We start from the raw sequence: 21,263 nt of genomic DNA, 5'->3' as shown, positions 1-21,263 counted from the left end.
CCATTTGTGATGTATTTGTATCAAGCTTGATACAAATACGAGTAATTGCAATTTTTGCATTTGGCTAGCTCCTTGCACTTTCGAGTCTGGCAAGCGCTTATCCATTTTTTTGGCACTAAAAGCCTAAACAATGTTAACAAGACGTTTTCTTAATTGGTGTAATAAATTGTAATCACTATTAGCTCGATTTCCCCGATTTAAGGCGCGTCTTTTCCAGTACTTTGCCAATTACACACTACTTTCACCACAGAAATGCTGATAAAGGATTTTATTTAACACTGACTTTAGTTGCTTTTTTTAGGATAAATAAAATAGAGGCGTGTGGTGGCTAACAAACCGGAGAAATAAGATGGAAATTCGCTCACAAGTGAAAAGGAGCCCTTTCGATACAGCACTTTTTTTTAAGCGCTCAATTGAACAGCTACTAGATAATAAATTTAATCATTTAACACGATGTGACTTCGTTGTGGAATATCACACCAGTCATGCAGTTTCGCATTTTTGGCCTAAATCGGCCCAATTTGAGAAACCCATCTCAAATATCCCGATTAATTATCAAAGAAAGCCACTCGGTACACTGCACCTGCTTGTTGAAGTAAGACAAGGCTCTGCCGAGGAGTTAGCATTCAAACAATTCGCCAGTCAACTCGGATTGATGTTTGCCAGGCTAAAAGTCGCTCAATTGAGTCATGAAAAATTTGGACAAAACTTTGCTCTGCAAGGTTATAGCGCTGAAATAAACAAACTAGAACGTCTCATAGAAAAATGTGCCAACACTTTATTCCCTCTCGTCTTGAATACCCCAATGGGGAGTGAAACATTGGCAACAGCCATTAGCATTCATATGCTAAGTGATAAAAGAACAGGTCCTTTTATTGAGCTAGATTGTACATCTATTGACACAAATAACTTTGAAAACAAACTAAAGCAGGCATTCGAACAGGCTCAAAATGGCTCATTATTAATAGCTAATGTCAGCCATTTACCAATGTCGCAGCAAACACAGCTCAATACCTTACTGACAAGCCAATATAGTCTAAGTCAAAATACTTCACAGCCAAGATTGCTTTCAAGTAGTGAACACAATTTGTACGCACGAGTAAATCAAGGATTATTCTCTCGTGGTTTATTCGAAAAACTCAGCTTTCTTGAGCTACCTATCCCAAGTATAAAAGACAGAAAAACTGATTTACCTCTGCTAATAAACATATTGTTTGAACGCCATAAAATAAACCATAAACAAAAACTTACGAAAGAGTGTTTTGATTTGCTCAGTCAGTATGATTGGCCTGGCAACATAATGCAGTTAGAGCAAACATTAGTGAAGTTAATTACACTTTCACATCAAGATGATATCTGCTCAGAAATACTTAAACAGACACTGCCTGAATTTAGTCAACAACTAGAAAATTGTGTTGAACAAACCGCTGGAGAACACCGGAAATCTATCGTTAAAATTTTGCTCAAAAAACAGGTTTCTGAGCAAAGATCTCTACACCCGAGTTTGCTTAAAGCATTAATTCATATGCAGAATAATTGGCATCAGGAGATCACATTAACAGGCCTTGCTAATCAAGCATTTGTCAGCCCATCTCACTTGTCTTACTTATTTAAAAACTCGTTGAATAAGAGCTTTAAGCAAATTTTAGCTGAGCTCAGAATAGAACATGCTAAAGCCATGATAGAGGAAAACCCAAACATTCGTATTACCGATTTATGTTTAGAAGTGGGCTTTGGTGACTTAAGTCATTTCGAAAAAATCTTTAGGCGCTTCACTGGTATGTCGCCTCGAGAATTTAAAAAACAGTACAAATCCTACCGTATTTAAACAACCCGACTTTCGCGGCAATTGTTAGCGCAATTGCCCGATTAACAAAACTCAGCACCCCCTAATATGAACCTATAGAAACAAGCACGGAACACTGTGATGGAAGACCTAAGCACACAAATACAAGACTTAGTTAACCAACAATCACCCCAAGTTTCTCGTGCCATGTTAGTTCAGGCAACGGCACAGGCACTGGGTAATGCTGCTCACAATGCAACATATTCTCAGCAACAACACAATGTGCTGATCAAAACAAATACCGCCATTGGAGCGAATTTAATTCTCTCTCTTGGTGCCAAGTATGCGAAAGCATAAAAGCTCAAGCCGCTAGGAATGAGCGAATTATTAACATGAAGAAGGAAACAAACTATGGCAGCAGCAGCTGGTGGTGCAGCAACACCACTTCAAGTAAATAGCCAGGTCACTGACTCAGTTACGCAAGTAAACACCAGTGTCGTTGGTGAAACACCTGCAATGGCAATGGGTAACGTGCATATGGCAACCAGTCAAGCATTAGGCACAGCAGCGCTAAATGCAACAACCGGTAACCAACAGGCTTCAATCACAATGCAGGCAGCGACAGTACAAGGTGTGAATTCACTGATGTCTATTGGTAGCTCAGTGATCGGCCGGGGTACCGCAGAGATTTTATCTTAATTGAGCGGTTTTGTTTGGCAAAATCTCTCATTTAACTTAACGACTTAACAGTCAAAATTAACCTAAAGAAAGGAAATTATCATGACAGCAACAGTTAATGGTGCAATCACTGATTCAGTAACTCAAGTAAACACAAAAGTTGTAGGTGAAACGCCAGCAATGGCGATGGGCAACCTATTAATGTCAACAAGCCAAGCATTAAGTAATGCTGCGCACAACGCCACATCAGCACAGCAACAAGCGCAAATTACAATGCAAGCTGCAACTGTGCAAGGTGTTAACTCACTAATGTCAATTGGTGGCTCTGTAGTAGGTCGAAGCGCTGAAGGCATCATCGAAAAAGGCTAATCGCGCTCAGCGCCATACAATTTGTATGGCGCTTTTTAATTCTTAATTTTATTTATTCTTAATAAGGACCGACTCGGTCACAGGAGAAAATCATGGCAGATGCACTAACAGTAAACCCGCAAGTTACTGATTCAGTTACACAAGTAAACACTAAAGTTGTAGGTGAAACACCAGCAATGGCAATGGGTAACCTACTCATGTCAACAAGCCAAGCATTAGGTAACGCTGCGCACAATGCAACTGCGGCACAACAACAAGCTGCAATCACAATGCAAGCTGCAACTGTGCAAGGTGTTAATTCATTGATGTCTATTGGTAGCTCAGTGATTGGCCGCAGTGCTGAAAGCATTATTGAGCCAGGCGCTTAATCGCTTTTTCTGATGCCTTCAGGCCCTTACTTGCCTTGCAACTAAGGGCTTTTTTGCAGGAGTAAAATATGAGTAATCTAAACCAAGCCCCTGAGGCAGGTGAGTCTGCAGTTAATAGCGCACAACAGTCAATCGCCCAATCTACCGCCTTGGCAATGGCAGATGCAACTGACAATTTACGTAACCTCAATACCTTAAGTACAACTGCAATTGGTGTCGCGTTATCACAATTTCTAGAAACGGGTGATAGCAAATATGTTGAAGCTATTTCAACGGCACAATCTATTGTCTCTCAAGGTGCTGAAAACTTCAGTGTGGTGGGCGAAAAAATTGCCACTGTGTTACACGAGACCGCCGAATAACCACTATGGGGATGAGTTTTATTGCCTTAATCATCCCCGTATTTTCAGTAAAAAGCCCCGATTTTGTTCAAGCGATAGGCGATAAGCTGTATTTAATTTCTAACTAATACCAATACGCTTAACTAAGTGGTCTATTTTGAGGCAAGAAAACCTTGTCGCTAGCTAGGCAAATATTTCGTTATTTAGTTGTTCTAAATGAGAAATCTTTAACGTAGCTATCATCAGGTTTAATCCCTCAAAATGATTAAGTGTTATTGCGGATTGGTATAATCTACGCAGTTTTTGCGTGCTTAAAGCAAGGACAAAGCAATGAGTGACGAACAAAATACCACAAACCAAGTACCTGAAGACAACCACCCATTTTCACAGCAGCCAACCAGTATGGTTGAAGCTACCCTCGCTGAGACATTGGGTTTGTCGATGCATAATGCGATCACCAACCAACAAAGTGCACAAATGACCACTTCGGCATCGATCACCAATGCCTGTGCTCGATTATTGCAAACACCGACTCATTTACCAGCGTCGACTCAACAAACTCATGCTGCGTCCCAAGTTCCTCCAGCTCCCTTACAGCTTGAGCAAGATTCAGATATTGAAGATGTAGAGCCTGAAGAGGAAGTAACGCCCCCGCCTCCACAGAAAAAGCGCTTCAACTTGTTTAACTTTTTAGGCAAAAAACCCAAAGAGTCAACTGACGATGAATAGTACCGAAACAATTCAAGCTCATTGTGCTGAGCAATTAGCACAAATTACTGCGCTCACAAAAAGCAAGCAGCAAGAGGTCAATGCGCTCCTGCAAGGCAATCAAAAAGTGTTAAACGAGCACCAACCTTTTGAAGAAGCGAGCAAAATTTCTAAACACGTTGACGCCATGCTGAATGACGTTGACAAAACACTCACTCAAGCCATGTCAGCACTCAGTGAACAACTTGGTGTGCCGACAACGCAAGCAGACAATCAAACGGAATAAGGACTCATTATGGCCGACAAACAACTCAATAAAGTCAATGAACAGATCACAGACTCTATTACTCAAGTAAATACCAAAGTACTAGCAGATACCCCTGCGATGGCAATGGGTAATTTCTACACAGCGTTGGGTTTATCACTATCAAACGCTGGGAATAATGCCACCAGCGCACAGCAGAATGCCAATATCATGGCGCAAGCTGCAACCGTGCAGGGTGTTAATGCGCTCGGTGCAATTGGCAGTGCGGTACTGGGCAGAACGACCGAAGAGTTAATTGAGAAAGGGTAACTCAATTTTATAGCATGTTTGGGGGCTAGATTAGCTCCCATTGTTATCTAGGAGTAAGTATGTCTGATAGCAACGAAAAAACCATTTCTGACATCATCACACAGCTGTCTGATTCAAGCCTCGCTGATACTGTGGGCTTAATGATGCAAAATGCCGTGACCATTCAGCAAAGTTCGCAAACTGTGAGTACGGCTTCTGTCAGTACTTCATGCGCCATGATCTTATCGCAAGGTTAATCTCGCACTATCATGTCGGATGTCAATGCACGCAAGAAAGCTGAACAAGCCGTAGCTCAGTCTACGGCTATTGCCGTGCAAGACGCCACCGATAATTTAAGAAACCTCAGCACCATTACCACTACAGCGATTGGTGTAGCGCTATCTCAGCTTTTGGCTACGGGCGACCCAAAGTATTCAAAGGTCATTGAAGAGGCGCAAAAAGTGCTCGAAAAAGGCACCGAGCAATTTGCCAACATAGGTAAAGAGTCGGCAAAAATCCTCGAACAATTTAAGCCTTAATCTGTACTTACCTATTCTTTTCTTTGAGATATAAATACAGTGGCAAGCCGCACGCTACACCGACAGTCAAGGTCGCGATTATCGCAAATGCAGCGCCTCTAACTTGATGCTTGTTGCTATCTGTTACGATGAAGCAAATAAGTGCCACTGCGGCTATCACCACATCTAACCAAGCTAACACGCTGATATTGTTTGCTGTGATTGCTTGCCAAAGTAATTGTAGATTTAAGCCATTATCAAATAACCAAGGTAATAAGGCACCATATGGGAGTACCGCGCCCAAAAAAGCGAGCAATAAATAAACTTTTGCCATATATTTAAAATTCCTTTTCAATCAATAACTTAATCATCCTGAATTTTGGTTAAAAGATTTACTAACGTATTGATATTGAACCGATAAATAATTATTCAAGTCTGCAGCTAGAGATAGATTTATTATCCAGAATTCAGGTTAATTAGTAAACAAATCAAACACATTCCCCAGTGTGCTTGTACTACTTTTATAAAACTCTGTATAAGTACAGTGCACACAGGTCACAGCTGTAAACTTACGATTTTGCATATCGAAAATTTTTGACCAGCCACTGCCCGTTGTTGCAATGGTATCTGTTTCATAATCTCGACAATCACATTTAGGACATTTCCAACCGTTTGACATAACCGCTCCTTTTTAAAATTACTTAACCTGAACTTTGGTTAAGAGATTTACTTACATATTGATATTAAAATAATTAGTGATTTTTCAAGTCTGCAGCCGGAGACTTTTAACGATAACAAGGCGAATTTGCGCGTCAATAGCTGGTCTATTGCAAGTAAATTCAACGCAGTTAACGTTGAAAGTAGCCGCTGGAGATAGATTTATTATCCAGAGCTCAGGTTACTTAAATATACACATCGTTTTTTGCAGTCAGTTCACCGCCAGCCTCACCGGTATTTACCACCCCTTTTGGCTCAACAATCATTACCTTACATTCTTGTTCTGCAAATGGCTTGTGTTCTTCGCCTTTTGAAACCACACACATTTCACCTGCCTTAAGGTGTATAACTCTGTCGCGAAACTCAATACCCATCTCGCCTTCGATGACAATAAAGACTTCATCTGTGTCTTTGTGATCGTGCCAGGTAAACTCGCCCTGAATTTTAACCAGTTTAAACTGATAATCGTTCATCTCTGCAATCACTCGAGGTGACCATTGCTCATTGAATTTAGCAAATTTGTCTGCAAAATTGATCTGATCTTGTTTCATCTCATACCAGTCCGTTTAACTAAGTAGTCTATTTTGAGGCAAGAAAACCTTGTTGGTAGCACCGCTCACGCGTCCTGCTATCGCTGAGGTACCTACATCCATGTAGGCAAGGCAAATATTTCGTTATTTGGTTGCTCTAAATGAGAAATCTTTAACGCAGCTATCATCAGGTTTAATCCCTCAAAATGATTAAGTGTTATTGAGGATTGGTATCAACCCCCTACTATTCTCAATTTCGTCTACTAAGCTAAAACATTTTTATTTAAGATCCAAAGGTTTAAACTGAATATCATCAACAAAATTGTAATGAATTATTAAGCATTTTTGTTTGTTAGTGATTTTTGATAAGCCAGTGGTGTTATGCCAAACCACTTTTTACATGCATGGGTGAATGAAGATTGCTCCATAAAGCCAAGTTCATAGGCGGTTTGAGCAATGGTATTGTGTTTAAGTAAGTTATCTATACGAGATTTACGTTCAGCCTCCAACATAGTCGAAAAACTCACTTGCTCCGCTTTCAACTTTCTTTGTAGTGTTCGCGTACTCATAAAGAGTGCTTCGGCTATACGTTTTTGATCACATCCCTGTAAACTGCTTGTAGCACTGAGTAATGTAGTGACTTGCTGTTTGATGTTACTGTTTCGAATAGTTTGAGAAAGCTCAGGTTGATAAAGCTTTTTTTGTGAGAGTTCAGTTTCAGAAAGTTTAACCAGAGCCAGAAAGATGGCTTTATTTTCAGATGTAAATGGAAGTGCCAACAGCGACCTATCAAAGCTTATGCGGTTTTCATTAGCATTTGTTATTATCTCGCACTTAAACCACGCTTTTAGCTGTACAATTTCTTGCGCTGACAGAGCAAAGCTGAATGACACTTGATGAGGGGAAAGCGTTTCACCGAGGATTTTTCTCACCGTCGCAACCCAAGCTGTGGTATTTCGAAGTACCATCTGTTTGCAGTCGGTGATGAGCGGTTGCCAATCTAAGTGCGCAAATGTGTCAGTCACATTTAGCTGAGTTTGGCCTATATCAGCCACCAGTGCATCAAATCGCCTGAGTACATCTATGGCCTGTGCGAGATTTTCACAGCTTTCGACCAAATAGCCCAGTACACCATAATCTCTTGCTTGAATGCACTTACCCAATTCAAACCCAAACAAGCTCAGCTCTGAGCTCTCTGCGCCATAATTAAGCAAATCAACATAGGTTTGCATGGCAACGCGCTCAGATGAGAATTGTGCGATATCACACTTTATCTCTGTTATAGCTATGCCCTGCTCATTCAAAAAAGCCAAAACACTGTGCAAATATGCACTTGAGACTGACGCCATAACAACCCTGTCGCAAAATAACAAAATCTTGTCGTATTAGCGCAAGAAGCTCGCTTTTTGTCAAATTATGCTGTTAAAAAAGCCAAACGTGACTCGATTATGTTAGTCGTTGAATACCAAAAACGGATTACTTGTAGCACAGATACGTTACTTAACACCTTGCTCGACCACAGCAATCTTGACCGTTTTTTTAATGCAAAATTCAAAGTACTCAAACCTGCCAACAAAGATGAAATAACAGGCGGAAAGGGGTGTATTCGGCAGGTATCAATATTGGGTGTATGTTTTGAAGAGCAGATCATCCAAGCTGACCAAACTGGAATTTGTTATCAAGTGCTCAATGATTTTCCAGTTCGCCAGCACCGTGGTGAAATTCACTTTCAAAAGACTGGCGAACACACTCAAATTTCGTATCGAATTCAATGTCAAAGTCCTTGGTATATTCCCAAATTTGTGCTCAAAGACATCCTTCAAAAAGACATACAACAATGTCTAAATAGACTTGGAGACATGTATGATCCCCGTTGAACTAATTTTACTTGGGTTAAGTCCTATTTTCTTATTATGTGTCGCGATTGAGTTCTATAAAGCAAGGCAGTATTACAGTATTAAAGACAGCTTAAACAATGCTGCGCTCGCGTTGTTACATTAAGGCAGTGATGCGATCGCGCTCATATTATTGATGCCTGTTTTTAATTGGTTACATCAATTTGCCTTGTTTGATATCCCCTTTTCAATTGGCAGTTTATTAGTCGGCTTTTTACTACAAGATTTTTTGTATTATTGGTTTCATCGTGCGTCTCATAATATCCACTGGTTCTGGCTTGCCCATGTGGTTCATCACAGTTCAAAACATATGAACTTCACAACCGCTTTTAGGCAGAGCCTTTTATATCCCCTAGTAGGCATGTGGCTATTTTGGTTGCCCATGATTTTATTGGGCTTTACGCCTACAATCGTGTTTGCCATTGTCGCCCTCAACCTTGCTTTCCAATTTTTTGTGCATACACAAACCATAGGCAACTTAGGGTGGCTCGAGAAGGTATTCAACACACCGACACACCATAGAATTCACCACGCCACTAATGCTCCTTATATTGATAAAAATTATGCAGGGGTATTAATCATATGGGACAAGTTATTCGGTACGTTTGTAGAAGAAGATAAAACCCTCACAATTCGCTATGGCATTGTTGGAGCAGAGCCCAAAGACACCCCTTGGAGTGCTAATTTTATGCAAGTCAAAATACTCTATAGGCAAGTGGCAATGGCCAAAGGGGTCATTACAAAATTCAAAGTGTTATTTGGATATCCTTCACATAACTATACAAATAAACATAAAATTTGAAATGTTATTTGCTTTTATTGAATTTTTTCAGTGACTTGAACAGTATACAGGCTCCGCCTAACCCCAATGCAAATAACTCCCACTTTGGCTTGCCAAGACCGAGTAAAAGATAAAATACACCAACCAGAAGTATGGTGGTCAAAGGTGCTCCAATGGAGGCTAATGCAAGTGCAAAAAATTGTTTGTGTTTAAAGGCTGAAATGACATTAGGAATCATGATTAAGATACCAAGACCTGCAAGAAAATAACTCATGAACCTCATATAAGTAGAGTAAGGATCATCAGGGAGCGGTAAAGGTTGAGTTGCAAGCGATAAAGTTAGTATGACTAACCCAATAAACAAGCCGTATTGCAGTTTTTGTTTACGCGACGTTTCAAGTTGATAAGTTTGTTGTAGCTCAGAGACGTCGACCTCAAAAGTTGCAGCTAAACTCATAGCCGTATTCAAAGACGCAGCGCCTTCGGATTCAACTCTTTGCACTGTCCGCACGCTTAAACCTGAAGCTAGAGCCAATTGCTCTTGTGGCCAACCTTTACTCATTCTTAACTGACGGACTTTTTCTTTAGAAATGTTCACTTGCTTATTCATTGTATTTTTTATACCAATCCGCTTAACTAAGTGGTCTATTTTGAGGCAAGAAAACCTTGTCGCTAGCTAGGCAAATATTTCGTTATTTAGTTGTGCTAAATGAGATATCTTTAACGCAGCTATCATCAGGTTTAATCCCTCAAAATGATTAAGTGTTATTACGGATTGGTATTAGACCTGTATTTAAACTTTTTCAGCAGATTACATAGTTTATATAAAAACTGTCACGACAGTTTCCCGCCAACTTCTTGCAAACATCGAAAGAAAAATACAACCATATGTTTTAATTACTTATTTTTTATTTCAGTCAGTTAATACTTTTTGCATCACAGCCACATCAACATCTCGGTAATTAACCTGTGTTTCAATTTCCCAGCCTAGTTTGGCATAAAGGCCACCGTTTAAAGACTCTGTTTGCAAATGTAGAAGGCTGATTTTGAGCTCAATGGCGTACTTTTCTGCATGCATAACCAATTGAGATGCAATGTGCTGCCCTCTGTAGTCAGGGTTAACATACACACCACCCAGCCAATATTCTTTGTCGGGGTAAATAGTCATTTCACGGTACTTAATTTGTACCGCGCCCACTAAGGTTTGGCCATCAACAGCCAAAATAATGAGTGGCACTTGGTCCGTGTTTAAATAATCTTGCAACTTGTCTTGAAACGATTCAACCGAGCCATCTTCAACATAGGTGCCCCATTCATCAAAATACCATTTTGCCAACAGGGGTATATGCTGAGGATGATAAGCTAAATAAGTAAATTCTATCGCCATGCTAATATCCTTATTAAACAAAGCCTTTAAGGCTCAATCACCTGAAATCAGGTTAAATAATTATTTATAATTGAAAACTACAATAACGCGTTAAAGCTGTTTATACCATTTACTATTGGCATATTTGAAGTGATTCAATAACTTACTGCGTATTCCCACTTCTTTTAAGCAAAAATACAAATGATCAACACAGTTATAATGCTCAATACTGTAATTTGGTGCATAGCGACTGGTGAGATACTGATAGAGCTCGTCAATTTTAGTTTCATTTTTTGATAGTAGCAGTGGCTGCTTATAGATAATTTTCCCTTTGCGTGGAATTGATTCTCGAATATAACCGTTAAAACCAAAGCCATGCGCTGCAGCGGTTTTATGGGTTAAGTCACTTACTACCAAACACGCATGTTTACGATACAGCGGGTGCTGCTCAGGCAGCCTGAGCAGATCGGTGGCATAGGAGTGGCGAATATAAGCGGTTATTAGAAACTGGCTCATTAAACACTGTCTTAAAATTGCAAAAACAACCGTAAGCCTGAGTGCCTTGCTTGCCCACTATCACTTTGCTCATCTGGCCACTGCCATTGATTAAACACGGATACAGAGGCCATGTCATGCAATGTATATTTGAGCCAGGCTTCTCCTTGATGTATTTCATTATCTTGCTGGGCTTGCTGTCTTTCAGTCGCAACACCTAAGCCAAACTGCCAGTTATTCTGCGTCCATGTTGAAGCCAGACTCAATGTTGAATGAGTCAGTGTTTGTTTAGATTCTGGAGAAGTAATATCTTTTTGTGCTTCAGCGTCACTTTGCTGTTGCTTGGTAAGGCCAGCTCTCACCAACAAAGCAAGCTCTCCCATGCTAAATGGTTGATGATATTGTAAGGCAGAGTACATACCCGTTGCCGCTTCGGCCTGATTTTTCCAAGCACCAAGGTGTACTTCTGAGTTGTTAACACGCCATTTCACTTCACTGGCGATAAATAGTTGGCTATTACCTTGTGTGAGTACATCAGCGTAATTACCTTGTTTATCCGCCAACCCTTCACTGCGACTCACTAATAAAGTGTATCCCACCTCATTCTCGCGGGCTTGTTTTAGGTAGCGTATGCCCAAGGTGTAATCTGGGGTGTAAATGCTGGTGTTATTCACCAAAGCTGGCAGTAAAAACTGGGTGTTTTCGTCATTCGCAATGCCATTGGTATCGACACCGCCTTCGATATCTAACAAACCAATGGTCAGTTCGGTGTCTGTATTGCTATTTGGTTGTTTAAATACGTCAGAATCTTGCCAATAAAAAGTAGAAACTTGTGCTCTGCCTGCTTCATTTGCATCCTGTGTGGTCAGCACGTCGGCACTACTTTCAAATAATGCGAACATTACTTGCCCTTGCTCATCGGGCGTTTGGCTGTATTCAATACCAAGCTGAATTAATTGTTGTGTGTTCAGTTGCACACCAAGGTCAATATTTGCCGAAAATAACGAGCTCGAAAGCCCTTGCTTAGTGTTTTGCTGTGTGGTCCAAAGCGTTGATGCATCGATCGTAAGCCCTTGCTTTTCAGCTTGCTCATGTGTTTGCGCATATACTTGGCCGTGAACGAGCAACAAGGCACCAGTGATAAACAGCTTAATAGGTTTAACCAGCTCACATGCTTGTACAATAATATGATGTATTATTTTAATTTTTAAGGAAAAAAAGGATTGCCTCATAGTGCGACTCTTCTGCTAAAAAATCACACTTTAAGCAAGATTAAAATCGATAAATTGGGGAAACCCTGTGACTAATCAGGCTTTTTTATCACCTAATCGATTCGCTATGTTATCCATCAGTGCAAACATAATTTCGACGTTATAACCCAGAACAAACGCGAACAACATAGGTGAATAACTGCCTTGTGGTACCCCTGTTCCATCCCCCATCAACATACTACTAGACACACCAGCAACGCCACCGAGCAAAATACGTAAGTTGTAATCTAAACAGAGTTTTTTGGAAAACGTACCGCGCTTGAAGTCAAGGTGCAGGTTTCTCAAAACTAAGGTTAATGCGCCTAATAGCCCATACAACAGGGGTAAAATATAATTCGCCAATAAGTTAACCACATATTCGGCCGAAAGCCGTGAGTCAAAGAATGCTTGGCGTGCTTGATGAAGTACAAAGGCTTTATCTAACTCCGAGATTTTATCTTTTAGCTTTGTGATTTGCTTAGCGCTATCTTTAGTTTGTCGCTGCTCTATCGTGAAGTCTAATTGCGCCGTTAACTTAGCTTTATTCTGATGGTAAGTGAATTTATCAAACTCAGAAATGGCAACTTCAGTGCTCAAACCCAGTTGCCAATATTTATTCCATCTGAGTAACAAAGTACGGTTAGCATCAAATTCCTGATCAAGCTCTTGCTCTTTACGCTTTATGGCTAGCCACTCTGAGCTTGCTTTGTGTGAGGGGTTTAAGCTAAGTACTTGTAATTTTTCTCGAAACTCATTACGCTCTGCGAATAACGCATGGGTTTTATGAATTACTCCAATACCTACCATATAATAAGTTTGTAAGCTCACTGTCAGTATAATGATGGCACAAACTAACAACCCGTAATACAAAGGAATACGGTGTACTTTTTTGAATTGCTTAGGAAAACGTGCCTGCCAAGAATGACTGGGATTACTGTCACGAATACTCACTACACTGGCTGGCGCAACCTGCTTAACTAGCTCATTAAAGTATTGCCAAAACGCCGCTTCCTCTTCTTCTGACAATGCTTTTTGTTCGTTAAACTCGGTTTTTATTCTAAGTACGTCTTTGAGTAACTTGCCGTCAAGCTGTAAACCTTGACGACAAATATAAGCCACCAGCAATTCAAGCTCTGCCATTGCTTCCTCGAGCTCTGTCATAACTGTTCGCCCTATTAATTTACAGCTGAGTTGAAGACATAATTAAGCCGCCAACTTTCATCGGCTCTCCTTGGCTATTGAAAATATGCAGGGCATCTTCTAAAAAGTTAATGGGTAGGCTGGTGATTTCATCAGGCTTTCGCATCAAATTTATTGCAATATCAGGTGCCTTTACTAAACCGACTGGTAACTCCCCCGGCTTGCCTTTGTGCATTAAAATACGTTTAGCATAGTTTGCCGCTAAACGGGCGTTACTTTCAAAACTGACACCAATAGCCATAAAGACACTTCGCTCACCGCCTTCAACATGACTCGGCGTGACACTCAGCACAGGTACGTTTTGCGCATAAGCGTTAATTAAATCGACATTCTCATAAAGCTCAGAGCTGCCTGTCACTAAAAAGGCTTTGGCTTGGTTTGATTTATCAAGTTCAACAAATTCTTGCATTTTGCGCTCAAGATTATGATTTGGGTCTTTTAAATCAACCCCAATTTCACTCACCTTTACTTTATATGCTTCTTGTAGGCTCAAAAACGGTCTTACCTGTGTCACCACAGAACTGGTGTTGTTGGTATCATAAATAATTGCCAAATCGGTTAGATCCGATAAGAACTTAGATTTGATATAGGCCAGTTGCGTATCTACATTAATGTTTAGCGATGTATAAGCAATATTTGTTTGGCTTTTCATCAGTAATGGATCGACATAGCCCATGGCAATTGGATCTTTACTACAGGCGCTGACAACTGGAATGGTGCCATGTTTGTAATTTCGACTTACAAAATCGGTTGCCTTCGAGCCCATTGAAAAAATGAGGTCGAATTGCTTTAACTGCGCCCATGTAATCATGGCTTCGGCTTCTATTTCATTGCCTTCATAATTAAATAAAGTGAAATTGGTTTTTATGCCTGAGTTTCTAAAATCACGGGCAATTTCTGCCGTAGAAATATCATAGGCGGTGGACCATTTGGGTGATAAAACCAAAATATTAAATTGTGGATCGGGATAGCGATTTAACTCCGCTTGCTCTTTCAATCGTCCCGTTTTCGCGCTTTTTACAAAGCGCTTTTTGCAGGTTAGGCCATTATGCTCTGGCGCAACTTTTTGATAAGCAATGAACATTCTATCGCAAAAACCCACTTCGAAAGCCTGAGCTTTGAACGCACATAAAAAAATTGTGAAAAACAGCGTCAATATTACTTGTCCTTTTGACATGTTAACCTCATAAAAATATAAAAAATAAATCCCAAAATGATGAAAATAAAACCCACTAAGGATAAGTTAGTGTTTACTTTACTATTACTATCTTGTATCAAAATCACCGCTGTCAGCATGGGGCCCAATACCGCCCCCATACGCTCTAAAAATCGATAATTAGCCGCGGTAATGTCACTACCGAATTGTTTAGCATAGTGGCTATTCAGCATCACCCCGACCAATGGGCTGCCCAGAGTCCCCTGAAAAAAGCCCACCATAAGTACCGCAATGACAATAACGCTCACCGACAGCAGCTCTTGATAGCTTTGCAATAACCCATAGTTACTTAGGGTATGCGCTATCCACTCAAAACTGGCTATGAGCATAATGCTTAACCCTGCGCCCAAAACACTCAAACTGATGGCTCCTAATTGGTTATTGGCTTTAGGTTTAGCAAAATGTGTCGCTATCAGGATCGCGAAGAAATACAAGGCGATGATTTGCCCCGCAATGTTAGGATCTGCAAACTGCTGGTTGATAAGTACAGGGATATAAATCAAGATCACCCCGGTATGTATGGCTTTGATTGGGATAGCGATAAGTAACAAGCATTGCTGTAATTGCCTGTCTTTAAACATCATCAACAAGTCTGTTAGTAACCCCTTACTTGCTGGTGGTTTAACATCATCGTCACCACTTGTATCGACTTCCTGCTCTATAGATTGATTCAAGCTATAAAGAAATGTCAGGCCACCAATGACAGCAGCACTCAAAAATACCCCTGAAAATCCTAAAATTGGCACCACGACCGCCCCTACTGACACCCCAGCAATGGCACCGATATAAAAACCAATTAATAATTGATTACTTGCTGAAAACTGAGGATGAGATTGTGCGATTCGTAAAAACTGACTTTGTACACAGATCACCAATAATCCCTGAGACATACCTGACAGCAACCTTACAATTGCAAGTAATTCAGCTTCAACAAAATAGGCAAGCACAAGTAACGACACACTATTCACCACTAAGGCCAAGCGCAGCATGGTTTGAACCCCAAAGCGTCTAACCCACACCGCTGCAGGCACCATGACACAAGCAAATCCTAAGAAGTACAAACTGAATATCAACTGTAATTCGCCGCTACCAAGCGCCAGTGTTTGCCTTAAGTAAGCAGGGAAAAAAGATAAAGTGATCGACTCAAGCAAGACACCCAAAACAAAAATTGCTCTGATTGCTCGATAGCTACTCGGTAAAGCAGACTTGCTCACTTTACTGCTTCGCTGACTGCTGACTACCGCTTCAACTAAAACATTCAAAATCAATAATAAAGCAGCTAACAAAATGAAAATATTGCGAACGGCCTTCCACAATTTTTGATAAATGTCGTTACTTAGCACCTCACTACACACTTGATAATCAGACAGTCCGATTTGTTGGCAGTTTGTTATTACCCCCTCTTTGTCATGTGATCCTGATACTTCACCCAACTTAGATACATTCAAACTGTGCAAAATACTGTTATTAACCCGGTAAGGTTCTAATAACTCATCTACACCTCGTACCTGATGGTCTAAATCAAACCCCATATCGGTCACTGTACTCAAGCGCTGTGACAATAAATCAAGCACTGCATCACTTTGACCTGTAATTTTAGTTTGATATAGAGAAAAAGAGGTCATCACCAATTGCACGGTAAGTAAGCTAAACACACAGTAAAACGCCCACTTCAAGGTGCTGGCCTTTGCTTGTTTTTGGAACAGCCCCGCCACAAAAAAAGTAAAAATGATAAAAACCCATGGTATTGAATCGATAATTTTGCCAAACGCTTGATGGATTTCTTGATTAAAAATGCCCGCAGTTAGGGCGATTGATAACTCGCCTACATCAGCGGTATTGGTTGCTAATGGCAGTTGCAAAACATATTGTTGTGAGGCTGCTTTAGGCAGCACCAACCCCAGAATATCAATGTCGATTTGCTCAACGAGTTGCCCTGGAGCCGCTGAGCAAGATAAAGGAGTTAGACCACTGTTTTGCGTGTCATCTTGCGCATAAATGGGTTTTATTTCAGCCCGTTCGACCCCTTGGGTTTGCAATGCAAAAGTATGTACTTGCGGTGTAAATCCTTTGTATTCTATTGGCATACCTAAACTAAGCGACTGATTGATTTGCTGACGTAAGATATGTGATTGATTACAAATGTTTTTAAGCACCAATTCTGGGGCAACCCGATATGCTTCACCCGCGGCAATGAACACTATCACAGCAACACACAATAATAAGGTGACTTGCAATTGCACAGTTTGCTTTAGCAAATACATTAGCCCAGTGCGGTTTACTGTTGCATGTTGCTCTTCGGGATTATGCATAACCACTGGCTTTACTGACATGGCGCACCTATTCGTGCTAACAGCGCATGATATTTAGGTGTTCGATGCAAAGATAAGTGGCTCAAACTGACTTGGACTAAATAGTCTAAAAACTGGGTATAAGAAACTTTGAGCTCTTGCAAACCCATTGCAACTAAACTGCCTGTACCATTGTGTACAGCCCCTAGGTCAGGTTTGGGGTTTGCTTCAAGAACGCATAACTGCCCTTGTTCATCCATTCTCAAATCGAGCCTAAACAAGCCATATAAATTCAACACTGAAAAGAGCTTTCTACAATAAGCTGTCACTGTCTCATTAAGATGCACTTGCTGTTCATCAGATAATATAATAATGGAATCAGTACCGATTGGTTTAATATCCATTGACGTAAATATGGAATTGCCAGGTCCTAAATTACGCTGATATATACCAAAACAGGTGGGCGAAGCCAGTTCACCCATGGTTGGGATCACTGAAGCACAATACTCGTCTCCTGGTAAAAACTGCTCAATTAAAACGGCACTTTGTGTGTGAGAAAACACCTGCTGACAAACCTCATTTAATTCGCTCAAAGAGCTCACTAAATACACATGGTTAGAAGCTCGCCCCGATACGGGTTTAACTATGAGTTTGGCATCGCCAAAGAAGTGAAGTTTGTTATGCCTGAGCACCAATTCTTCAGCTGTATTTAGCTTTTCAGGGTGCCAGAGCACATACTCTGCAGTAGGAATAGCAAGTTGCTGTAACAGCTTTTTAAATAAAAACTTATTATCCATAAGCGCTGCATTAAGCGGCGTATGCCCAACATAAGGGATCCCCAAACTTTCTAAAAGTGCAGCACCATGGCAACAGGGATCTGCGCCTTGCATCCCCCCCGTATTTAGCCAAGCAAAGTCGATTTTATTTTCAGCTAACTGCCTAGCTAAATGCTGATCATCTGCTAAACAAATAACATGATTAAATCCCGCTTGCTTTAGACCCACCTTGATATCATTCGCCACCTTTTGATAGCTTTTCCAGCTTCGCGTGTTGTAGCTTCGATAAATCACTGAACCTACTTGTGCAGGATCAGCAGAATAAATCACCGCAATACGTCCATTTAATTTCAGTGTATTCAGTGCCGTATTAACAGACATCACCTTCACTCCTTAAAACTGCCAAGCCAGACCTAATACATGACTGTATTCTCCGGTTTTACTTTTTCGTCTTAACAAGTAGCTGACTTGCGCCCCCATCAATGCATCTTTTAAAGTGAAAGCAAAAGGTACAAGGCGGTATTCAGTGAGCTGATAGTCTTCATCTAAAATCCACTCTTGGCGGATATGAAAGCGCTTAATATGAGCGAATGATGCATCTTTATCTGCGCTCACTCTAATACGATAACGACCATTGGTTTCGCTGTCCTTTTCGATATATTCAACACGATTACGCAAACCAAAGCGCCAGCCACTGGCTAATTTTCCTGATGCAAACGACGCTTCTAATTCTAAACGTTGTAACTGGTCATCACCTGAGGTGTTATACAAGCGAATGAACTTACCTGCTGTAGCGACTTTGACATGTTCGTTTAGCTTAAAACTCAACTTGGGGCCGGCAAATAGTCCGCTCAAGTCATCTACTCCATTTTTTGTTCTCAACTCGGTGTAAAATGAACTTGAAACCGACCCTTGCTTAAAAAGCGTCTTATTTGCCGACACCCATAATTGCTGATCTTCCGCATTTATCTTTGCTGTAAACAACCCACATGTCACAAATAACAACGACCATAAAACCTGTTTCATAAATATCCTCTTTAATCTCATTTATGTGTTTTGAAACAGCCTTAGTATGTTGTTTTAAATAAGTGTTTAATCGGTGAAATGATTTGTAAAATCAGGGGATTATATTTAATTTTGTGGTACTAATGGGACGCGAAGTAGAGTCGCTGCTACCGACATATACTCGGTAGCATAGGTATTAAGCCAAACTCGGTGTGTTGCCTGCATCTTGCAATGATGCAGTTACATGTTGATAGTTTTGATATGCTTTTAAACCACGTTCAAACACATTCGTGCTTTGCGGTTTTAAAGAAAGTTCACTCTTACAGCAGCTACATGTAAAAGATTTACCCTGCAGCAATAAATTAGGCTCAATCACAATAGGGCTTTTACGCCCTTCTGATTCACAATATGGACAATCGATTATTGTACTCATGCGCTATTTTAACCTCCTGTTCCATCGGCTTTAGTTCCGTCACCACTGATGATCACAGGTGAAATGTTGTCTGTATACGCTTTAATAATCACCCCCACACCTTCGGGTAAAGGCAACTGACCCGCATGTACTTTTACATCGTAGGTGGCTTTGTTGCTCTTATTATATTTTTCAGTCTCACTATTTTTACTTTCATTCGAGTATGACACTGAGCCAGAGACTTCTGTAGAGCCTAAGCCATAATTCAGCTTTTGAGTAAACGATGCCTCAGCACCGACCGACTGACTTTGCTCATTGCTTTTCTCATGAGAAAAGCTCGATTTAACTTCCATATTAAAATGAATATTTACGTCATCAACCGCAAGCGCATTTAAAGGAAGTAAGGTCAGTAATGGCAAATGAATTTCTGACTCAACAGATGATTGAGCCGTGGTTATTTCACCGTCTTTATTGCTGGTAGTGAGCACAGGGCGTTTTAATGTTAGCGCCACCATAATAGGCTCAAGCATTTCACCTTTAAACTCTGAATCTTTTGACTTGCTCTCAGTCTTATTGAAGCAGGTATCTAACATAAACTGTACTTGCGTCATCGCCATTTTATGGTTGGCTTGTGCAGCTGCCATTAATGGCCCGCCAATCAAGTCTTTCATTGGCAAGCCGCTGAATTGTTGCGCCATCGATAGCAGCGCAGGCCCTTGATTTACACTCATGGTATTTTCCTTTCGTTGTGTATGAGCATATAAGGTTAAAGACTTTTAAAATTGAACAATCGTGTAAAACAGGTTTCTACTCGGCGGATATTACGCCTTGAGATCCCTGTTCTGCCCGAGTATTGAGAAGATTAAATCGCTATTGTGTGAAAAATTTTAATTGGACCTGCATATGATCAACCTACAAGAATTCGTTCAAACGATACACACTGCCACAGCTGCAGCTGGCGAAGCATTAATACAAAAAAATCTCGGCCTTATTGATCAGTTTTTTGAGCCTGTTGAAGAGGAGCATGAACAATCAGCGTCAGGTAATGCCCGAAAAGCTGCGATTAATGCGCGCGCTGAAGTACAGCCTTCTAAAGAAGACACTCCAGTTCAAGTGATGAAACCTCGTATGGTCGCGGTGCAATATCCAAAAACCACCAAGGATGGCGCCAGTATTCAAACGGTCAATGTGCCTTTGATCACCCTAGTGCCCCTTTCTCAAGTTGAGCTCAAAGAGATGGAATTTGCCACTGAACTGGAACTCAGCGTAAACGGTGAAGACTTGCAAGTGTCCTTCCCAAAACGCACAGCCAAGAGTCAAGATTTAGCCGCTGAAGGAGCTAACTTAGGCAATGGCGGCAAGGCGAAACTAGAAGTAAAAATCGCCGCCATGGAAACCCCAGATGGCTTACGTTATTTGGTTGATGGATATGAACGTGCGTTACGTTCTCAGATCCCAGGATAATTGTTTTGGCCACTTCTCAAGATAGTTCAAGAGTAAAAATCAGTGATGCAGATCCTATTTTAAACCAGCTTATCGGTGCGCTCTATCAGGCACAACAAATGACTGAAGTAGACAAATACCATGCATTACTGAACCGCTTAAATATTAATTCAAAAGAGGAATTAGAGGCCAAAACTCTGCGCATAAGCATGCCAGTTTACAATGATGATAAAACACTCTCACATACCTTGATCGAGGCACCTTTGTTAAGCTTATTTCCGTTATCATTTTTGCAAATTGAACATATTCAACTCGACGTAGATCTGTATATTGAACATGCTAATGAAACCAAACCCAACCTCACTTTTAAATCCAAGTCCGGTTTGTTTTCAAAAAATCAATCTTGTCGGTTAAGTGTCAATTTAGATAGAGAAACCGGTCTTACTTCACATCTCTTGCTGGACAATCAGTAGACATTTTCTCATCAAGAGTAAGCGATATGGATCGCCATTCGTGCAGTGACTAACCCAAAGCAAAATGCTATTGTCAAAAACGGTAGGTTTAT

The 21,263-nt window shown here is 40.7% G+C and carries 29 protein-coding genes and 1 pseudogene; 15 read left to right on the top strand and 15 right to left on the bottom strand.

Annotation, left to right across the window (positions count from 1 at the left end):
• Positions 1-349 precede the first annotated feature (349 nt).
• The 11 genes from PP2015_RS05910 to PP2015_RS05865 all read left to right on the top strand — a co-directional run bounded on the left by PP2015_RS05910 (position 350) and on the right by PP2015_RS05865 (position 5,342).
• Positions 350-1,828: a helix-turn-helix domain-containing protein gene (locus tag PP2015_RS05910; protein WP_058029391.1), complete on the top strand. Its 1,479-nt coding sequence runs from the start codon at positions 350-352 to the stop codon at positions 1,826-1,828.
• A gap of 99 nt (positions 1,829-1,927) precedes the next feature.
• Positions 1,928-2,143, top strand: a complete 216-nt coding sequence (locus tag PP2015_RS05905) for a RebB family R body protein (protein WP_058029390.1) — start codon at positions 1,928-1,930, stop codon at positions 2,141-2,143.
• Between the two features lie 54 nt (positions 2,144-2,197).
• Positions 2,198-2,485, top strand: coding sequence for a RebB family R body protein (locus PP2015_RS05900; protein ID WP_058029389.1), 288 nt, complete (start codon positions 2,198-2,200; stop codon positions 2,483-2,485).
• 75 nt (positions 2,486-2,560) lie between these two features.
• The gene (locus tag PP2015_RS05895; protein ID WP_390446018.1) at positions 2,561-2,833 is read left to right on the top strand and encodes a RebB family R body protein; all 273 of its coding nucleotides are present in this window, start codon (positions 2,561-2,563) and stop codon (positions 2,831-2,833) included.
• Positions 2,834-2,925: 92 nt separating this feature from the next.
• Entirely contained in the window at positions 2,926-3,201 is a 276-nt protein-coding gene (locus PP2015_RS05890; protein ID WP_058029387.1) for a RebB family R body protein, read from the top strand.
• Between the two features lie 68 nt (positions 3,202-3,269).
• Positions 3,270-3,563 carry a hypothetical protein gene (locus PP2015_RS05885; protein WP_058029386.1) on the top strand — a complete coding sequence of 98 codons (294 nt, stop codon included), beginning with the start codon at positions 3,270-3,272 and terminating at the stop codon, positions 3,561-3,563.
• Between the two features lie 309 nt (positions 3,564-3,872).
• Positions 3,873-4,271: a RebB family R body protein gene (locus tag PP2015_RS21595; protein WP_083496526.1), complete on the top strand. Its 399-nt coding sequence runs from the start codon at positions 3,873-3,875 to the stop codon at positions 4,269-4,271.
• A complete protein-coding gene (locus PP2015_RS05875) occupies positions 4,264-4,536 on the top strand; it encodes a hypothetical protein (RefSeq protein ID WP_058029385.1) in 273 nt (90 codons plus the stop codon). The genes PP2015_RS21595 and PP2015_RS05875 overlap by 8 nt, the downstream gene beginning before the upstream one ends.
• A 9-nt stretch (positions 4,537-4,545) precedes the next feature.
• Positions 4,546-4,824 (top strand): RebB family R body protein, encoded by a 279-nt coding sequence (locus PP2015_RS05870; protein WP_058029384.1) that lies wholly within the window; start codon positions 4,546-4,548, stop codon positions 4,822-4,824.
• Between the two features lie 59 nt (positions 4,825-4,883).
• A complete protein-coding gene (locus PP2015_RS21590; RefSeq protein ID WP_083496525.1) occupies positions 4,884-5,060 on the top strand; it encodes a RebB family R body protein in 177 nt (58 codons plus the stop codon).
• A 12-nt stretch (positions 5,061-5,072) separates the two neighbouring features.
• Positions 5,073-5,342, top strand: coding sequence for a hypothetical protein (locus PP2015_RS05865; RefSeq protein WP_058029383.1), 270 nt, complete (start codon positions 5,073-5,075; stop codon positions 5,340-5,342).
• Between the two features lie 7 nt (positions 5,343-5,349).
• On the opposite strand, the gene PP2015_RS05860 is transcribed toward PP2015_RS05865, so the two are convergent.
• From PP2015_RS05860 to PP2015_RS05845, 4 genes are all read right to left on the bottom strand, one after another.
• Positions 5,350-5,655: a DUF2834 domain-containing protein gene (locus PP2015_RS05860; RefSeq protein ID WP_058029382.1), complete on the bottom strand. Its 306-nt coding sequence runs from the start codon at positions 5,653-5,655 to the stop codon at positions 5,350-5,352.
• A 138-nt stretch (positions 5,656-5,793) separates the two neighbouring features.
• Positions 5,794-6,000 carry a zinc ribbon domain-containing protein gene (locus PP2015_RS05855; protein WP_058029381.1) on the bottom strand — a complete coding sequence of 69 codons (207 nt, stop codon included), beginning with the start codon at positions 5,998-6,000 and terminating at the stop codon, positions 5,794-5,796.
• Positions 6,001-6,223: 223 nt separating this feature from the next.
• Positions 6,224-6,589: a cupin domain-containing protein gene (locus PP2015_RS05850; RefSeq protein ID WP_058029380.1), complete on the bottom strand. Its 366-nt coding sequence runs from the start codon at positions 6,587-6,589 to the stop codon at positions 6,224-6,226.
• A 314-nt stretch (positions 6,590-6,903) separates the two neighbouring features.
• Complete coding sequence (locus PP2015_RS05845) at positions 6,904-7,917, bottom strand: AraC family transcriptional regulator (RefSeq protein WP_058029379.1); 1,014 nt, start codon at positions 7,915-7,917, stop codon at positions 6,904-6,906.
• Positions 7,918-7,974: 57 nt separating this feature from the next.
• On the opposite strand from PP2015_RS05845, the gene PP2015_RS05840 reads away from it, so the two are divergent.
• Together PP2015_RS05840 and PP2015_RS05835 are read left to right on the top strand one after the other, a co-directional pair.
• Complete coding sequence (locus PP2015_RS05840) at positions 7,975-8,445, top strand: SRPBCC family protein (RefSeq protein WP_227009184.1); 471 nt, start codon at positions 7,975-7,977, stop codon at positions 8,443-8,445.
• Positions 8,432-9,265 (top strand): annotated as a pseudogene (locus PP2015_RS05835) (sterol desaturase family protein). Before PP2015_RS05840 ends, PP2015_RS05835 begins: the two are co-directional and overlap by 14 nt.
• 4 nt (positions 9,266-9,269) lie before the next feature.
• Here the strand turns inward: PP2015_RS05835 and PP2015_RS05830 are convergent.
• The 11 genes from PP2015_RS05830 to PP2015_RS05780 all read right to left on the bottom strand — a co-directional run bounded on the left by PP2015_RS05830 (position 9,270) and on the right by PP2015_RS05780 (position 19,986).
• The gene (locus PP2015_RS05830) at positions 9,270-9,854 is read right to left on the bottom strand and encodes a helix-turn-helix domain-containing protein (protein WP_058029378.1); all 585 of its coding nucleotides are present in this window, start codon (positions 9,852-9,854) and stop codon (positions 9,270-9,272) included.
• Positions 9,855-10,157: 303 nt separating this feature from the next.
• Positions 10,158-10,631: a GNAT family N-acetyltransferase gene (locus PP2015_RS05825; protein WP_319593336.1), complete on the bottom strand. Its 474-nt coding sequence runs from the start codon at positions 10,629-10,631 to the stop codon at positions 10,158-10,160.
• Positions 10,632-10,721: 90 nt separating this feature from the next.
• A complete protein-coding gene (locus PP2015_RS05820) occupies positions 10,722-11,126 on the bottom strand; it encodes a hypothetical protein (protein ID WP_058029377.1) in 405 nt (134 codons plus the stop codon).
• An 11-nt stretch (positions 11,127-11,137) separates the two neighbouring features.
• Complete coding sequence (locus tag PP2015_RS05815; RefSeq protein ID WP_058029376.1) at positions 11,138-12,337, bottom strand: hypothetical protein; 1,200 nt, start codon at positions 12,335-12,337, stop codon at positions 11,138-11,140.
• Positions 12,338-12,412: 75 nt separating this feature from the next.
• Positions 12,413-13,516 carry a hypothetical protein gene (locus PP2015_RS05810; RefSeq protein WP_058029375.1) on the bottom strand — a complete coding sequence of 368 codons (1,104 nt, stop codon included), beginning with the start codon at positions 13,514-13,516 and terminating at the stop codon, positions 12,413-12,415.
• 19 nt (positions 13,517-13,535) lie between these two features.
• The gene (locus PP2015_RS05805; protein WP_058029374.1) at positions 13,536-14,732 is read right to left on the bottom strand and encodes an ABC transporter substrate-binding protein; all 1,197 of its coding nucleotides are present in this window, start codon (positions 14,730-14,732) and stop codon (positions 13,536-13,538) included.
• Positions 14,714-17,104 carry an MFS transporter gene (locus PP2015_RS05800; RefSeq protein ID WP_058029373.1) on the bottom strand — a complete coding sequence of 797 codons (2,391 nt, stop codon included), beginning with the start codon at positions 17,102-17,104 and terminating at the stop codon, positions 14,714-14,716. The genes PP2015_RS05805 and PP2015_RS05800 overlap by 19 nt, the downstream gene beginning before the upstream one ends.
• Entirely contained in the window at positions 17,095-18,219 is a 1,125-nt protein-coding gene (locus PP2015_RS05795; RefSeq protein WP_058029372.1) for a D-alanine--D-alanine ligase family protein, read from the bottom strand. Before PP2015_RS05795 ends, PP2015_RS05800 begins: the two co-directional genes overlap by 10 nt.
• A gap of 12 nt (positions 18,220-18,231) precedes the next feature.
• On the bottom strand, positions 18,232-18,864 hold the full coding sequence (locus tag PP2015_RS05790) for a DUF2490 domain-containing protein (protein WP_058029371.1): 633 nt from the start codon (positions 18,862-18,864) through the stop codon (positions 18,232-18,234).
• Positions 18,865-19,039: 175 nt separating this feature from the next.
• Positions 19,040-19,276: a hypothetical protein gene (locus PP2015_RS05785; protein WP_058029370.1), complete on the bottom strand. Its 237-nt coding sequence runs from the start codon at positions 19,274-19,276 to the stop codon at positions 19,040-19,042.
• Positions 19,277-19,284: 8 nt separating this feature from the next.
• On the bottom strand, positions 19,285-19,986 hold the full coding sequence (locus PP2015_RS05780) for a DUF2589 domain-containing protein (RefSeq protein ID WP_058029369.1): 702 nt from the start codon (positions 19,984-19,986) through the stop codon (positions 19,285-19,287).
• A 172-nt stretch (positions 19,987-20,158) separates the two neighbouring features.
• Between PP2015_RS05780 and PP2015_RS05775 the strand changes: the two genes are divergently transcribed.
• On the top strand, positions 20,159-20,719 hold the full coding sequence (locus PP2015_RS05775) for a DUF2589 domain-containing protein (RefSeq protein ID WP_058029368.1): 561 nt from the start codon (positions 20,159-20,161) through the stop codon (positions 20,717-20,719).
• 5 nt (positions 20,720-20,724) lie between these two features.
• On the top strand, positions 20,725-21,171 hold the full coding sequence (locus tag PP2015_RS05770) for a DUF2589 domain-containing protein (RefSeq protein ID WP_058029367.1): 447 nt from the start codon (positions 20,725-20,727) through the stop codon (positions 21,169-21,171).
• Positions 21,172-21,263 lie beyond the last annotated feature (92 nt).

Source organism: Pseudoalteromonas phenolica, assembly GCF_001444405.1.
Taxonomy (GTDB): Bacteria; Pseudomonadota; Gammaproteobacteria; order Enterobacterales; family Alteromonadaceae; genus Pseudoalteromonas; species Pseudoalteromonas phenolica.
The sequence above is the reverse complement of the archived record's forward strand: the minus strand, read 5'-3'. Positions and strand labels throughout refer to the sequence as shown.

Bases quoted from the DNA above. Each gene is read 5' to 3' on its own strand.
- PP2015_RS05910 (WP_058029391.1), top strand. From the start codon at position 350: ATGGAAATTCGCTCACAAGTGAAAAGGAGCCCTTTCGATACAGCACTT.
- PP2015_RS05905 (WP_058029390.1), top strand. From the start codon at position 1,928: ATGGAAGACCTAAGCACACAAATACAAGACTTAGTTAACCAACAATCA.
- PP2015_RS05900 (WP_058029389.1), top strand. From the start codon at position 2,198: ATGGCAGCAGCAGCTGGTGGTGCAGCAACACCACTTCAAGTAAATAGC.
- PP2015_RS05890 (WP_058029387.1), top strand. From the start codon at position 2,926: ATGGCAGATGCACTAACAGTAAACCCGCAAGTTACTGATTCAGTTACA.
- PP2015_RS05885 (WP_058029386.1), top strand. From the start codon at position 3,270: ATGAGTAATCTAAACCAAGCCCCTGAGGCAGGTGAGTCTGCAGTTAAT.
- PP2015_RS21595 (WP_083496526.1), top strand. From the start codon at position 3,873: ATGAGTGACGAACAAAATACCACAAACCAAGTACCTGAAGACAACCAC.
- PP2015_RS05875 (WP_058029385.1), top strand. From the start codon at position 4,264: ATGAATAGTACCGAAACAATTCAAGCTCATTGTGCTGAGCAATTAGCA.
- PP2015_RS05870 (WP_058029384.1), top strand. From the start codon at position 4,546: ATGGCCGACAAACAACTCAATAAAGTCAATGAACAGATCACAGACTCT.
- PP2015_RS21590 (WP_083496525.1), top strand. From the start codon at position 4,884: ATGTCTGATAGCAACGAAAAAACCATTTCTGACATCATCACACAGCTG.
- PP2015_RS05865 (WP_058029383.1), top strand. From the start codon at position 5,073: ATGTCGGATGTCAATGCACGCAAGAAAGCTGAACAAGCCGTAGCTCAG.
- PP2015_RS05860 (WP_058029382.1), bottom strand. From the start codon at position 5,655: ATGGCAAAAGTTTATTTATTGCTCGCTTTTTTGGGCGCGGTACTCCCA.
- PP2015_RS05855 (WP_058029381.1), bottom strand. From the start codon at position 6,000: ATGTCAAACGGTTGGAAATGTCCTAAATGTGATTGTCGAGATTATGAA.
- PP2015_RS05850 (WP_058029380.1), bottom strand. From the start codon at position 6,589: ATGAAACAAGATCAGATCAATTTTGCAGACAAATTTGCTAAATTCAAT.
- PP2015_RS05845 (WP_058029379.1), bottom strand. From the start codon at position 7,917: ATGGCGTCAGTCTCAAGTGCATATTTGCACAGTGTTTTGGCTTTTTTG.
- PP2015_RS05830 (WP_058029378.1), bottom strand. From the start codon at position 9,854: ATGAATAAGCAAGTGAACATTTCTAAAGAAAAAGTCCGTCAGTTAAGA.
- PP2015_RS05825 (WP_319593336.1), bottom strand. From the start codon at position 10,631: ATGGCGATAGAATTTACTTATTTAGCTTATCATCCTCAGCATATACCC.
- PP2015_RS05820 (WP_058029377.1), bottom strand. From the start codon at position 11,126: ATGAGCCAGTTTCTAATAACCGCTTATATTCGCCACTCCTATGCCACC.
- PP2015_RS05815 (WP_058029376.1), bottom strand. From the start codon at position 12,337: ATGAGGCAATCCTTTTTTTCCTTAAAAATTAAAATAATACATCATATT.
- PP2015_RS05810 (WP_058029375.1), bottom strand. From the start codon at position 13,516: ATGACAGAGCTCGAGGAAGCAATGGCAGAGCTTGAATTGCTGGTGGCT.
- PP2015_RS05805 (WP_058029374.1), bottom strand. From the start codon at position 14,732: ATGTCAAAAGGACAAGTAATATTGACGCTGTTTTTCACAATTTTTTTA.
- PP2015_RS05800 (WP_058029373.1), bottom strand. From the start codon at position 17,104: ATGTCAGTAAAGCCAGTGGTTATGCATAATCCCGAAGAGCAACATGCA.
- PP2015_RS05795 (WP_058029372.1), bottom strand. From the start codon at position 18,219: ATGTCTGTTAATACGGCACTGAATACACTGAAATTAAATGGACGTATT.
- PP2015_RS05790 (WP_058029371.1), bottom strand. From the start codon at position 18,864: ATGAAACAGGTTTTATGGTCGTTGTTATTTGTGACATGTGGGTTGTTT.
- PP2015_RS05785 (WP_058029370.1), bottom strand. From the start codon at position 19,276: ATGAGTACAATAATCGATTGTCCATATTGTGAATCAGAAGGGCGTAAA.
- PP2015_RS05780 (WP_058029369.1), bottom strand. From the start codon at position 19,986: ATGAGTGTAAATCAAGGGCCTGCGCTGCTATCGATGGCGCAACAATTC.
- PP2015_RS05775 (WP_058029368.1), top strand. From the start codon at position 20,159: ATGATCAACCTACAAGAATTCGTTCAAACGATACACACTGCCACAGCT.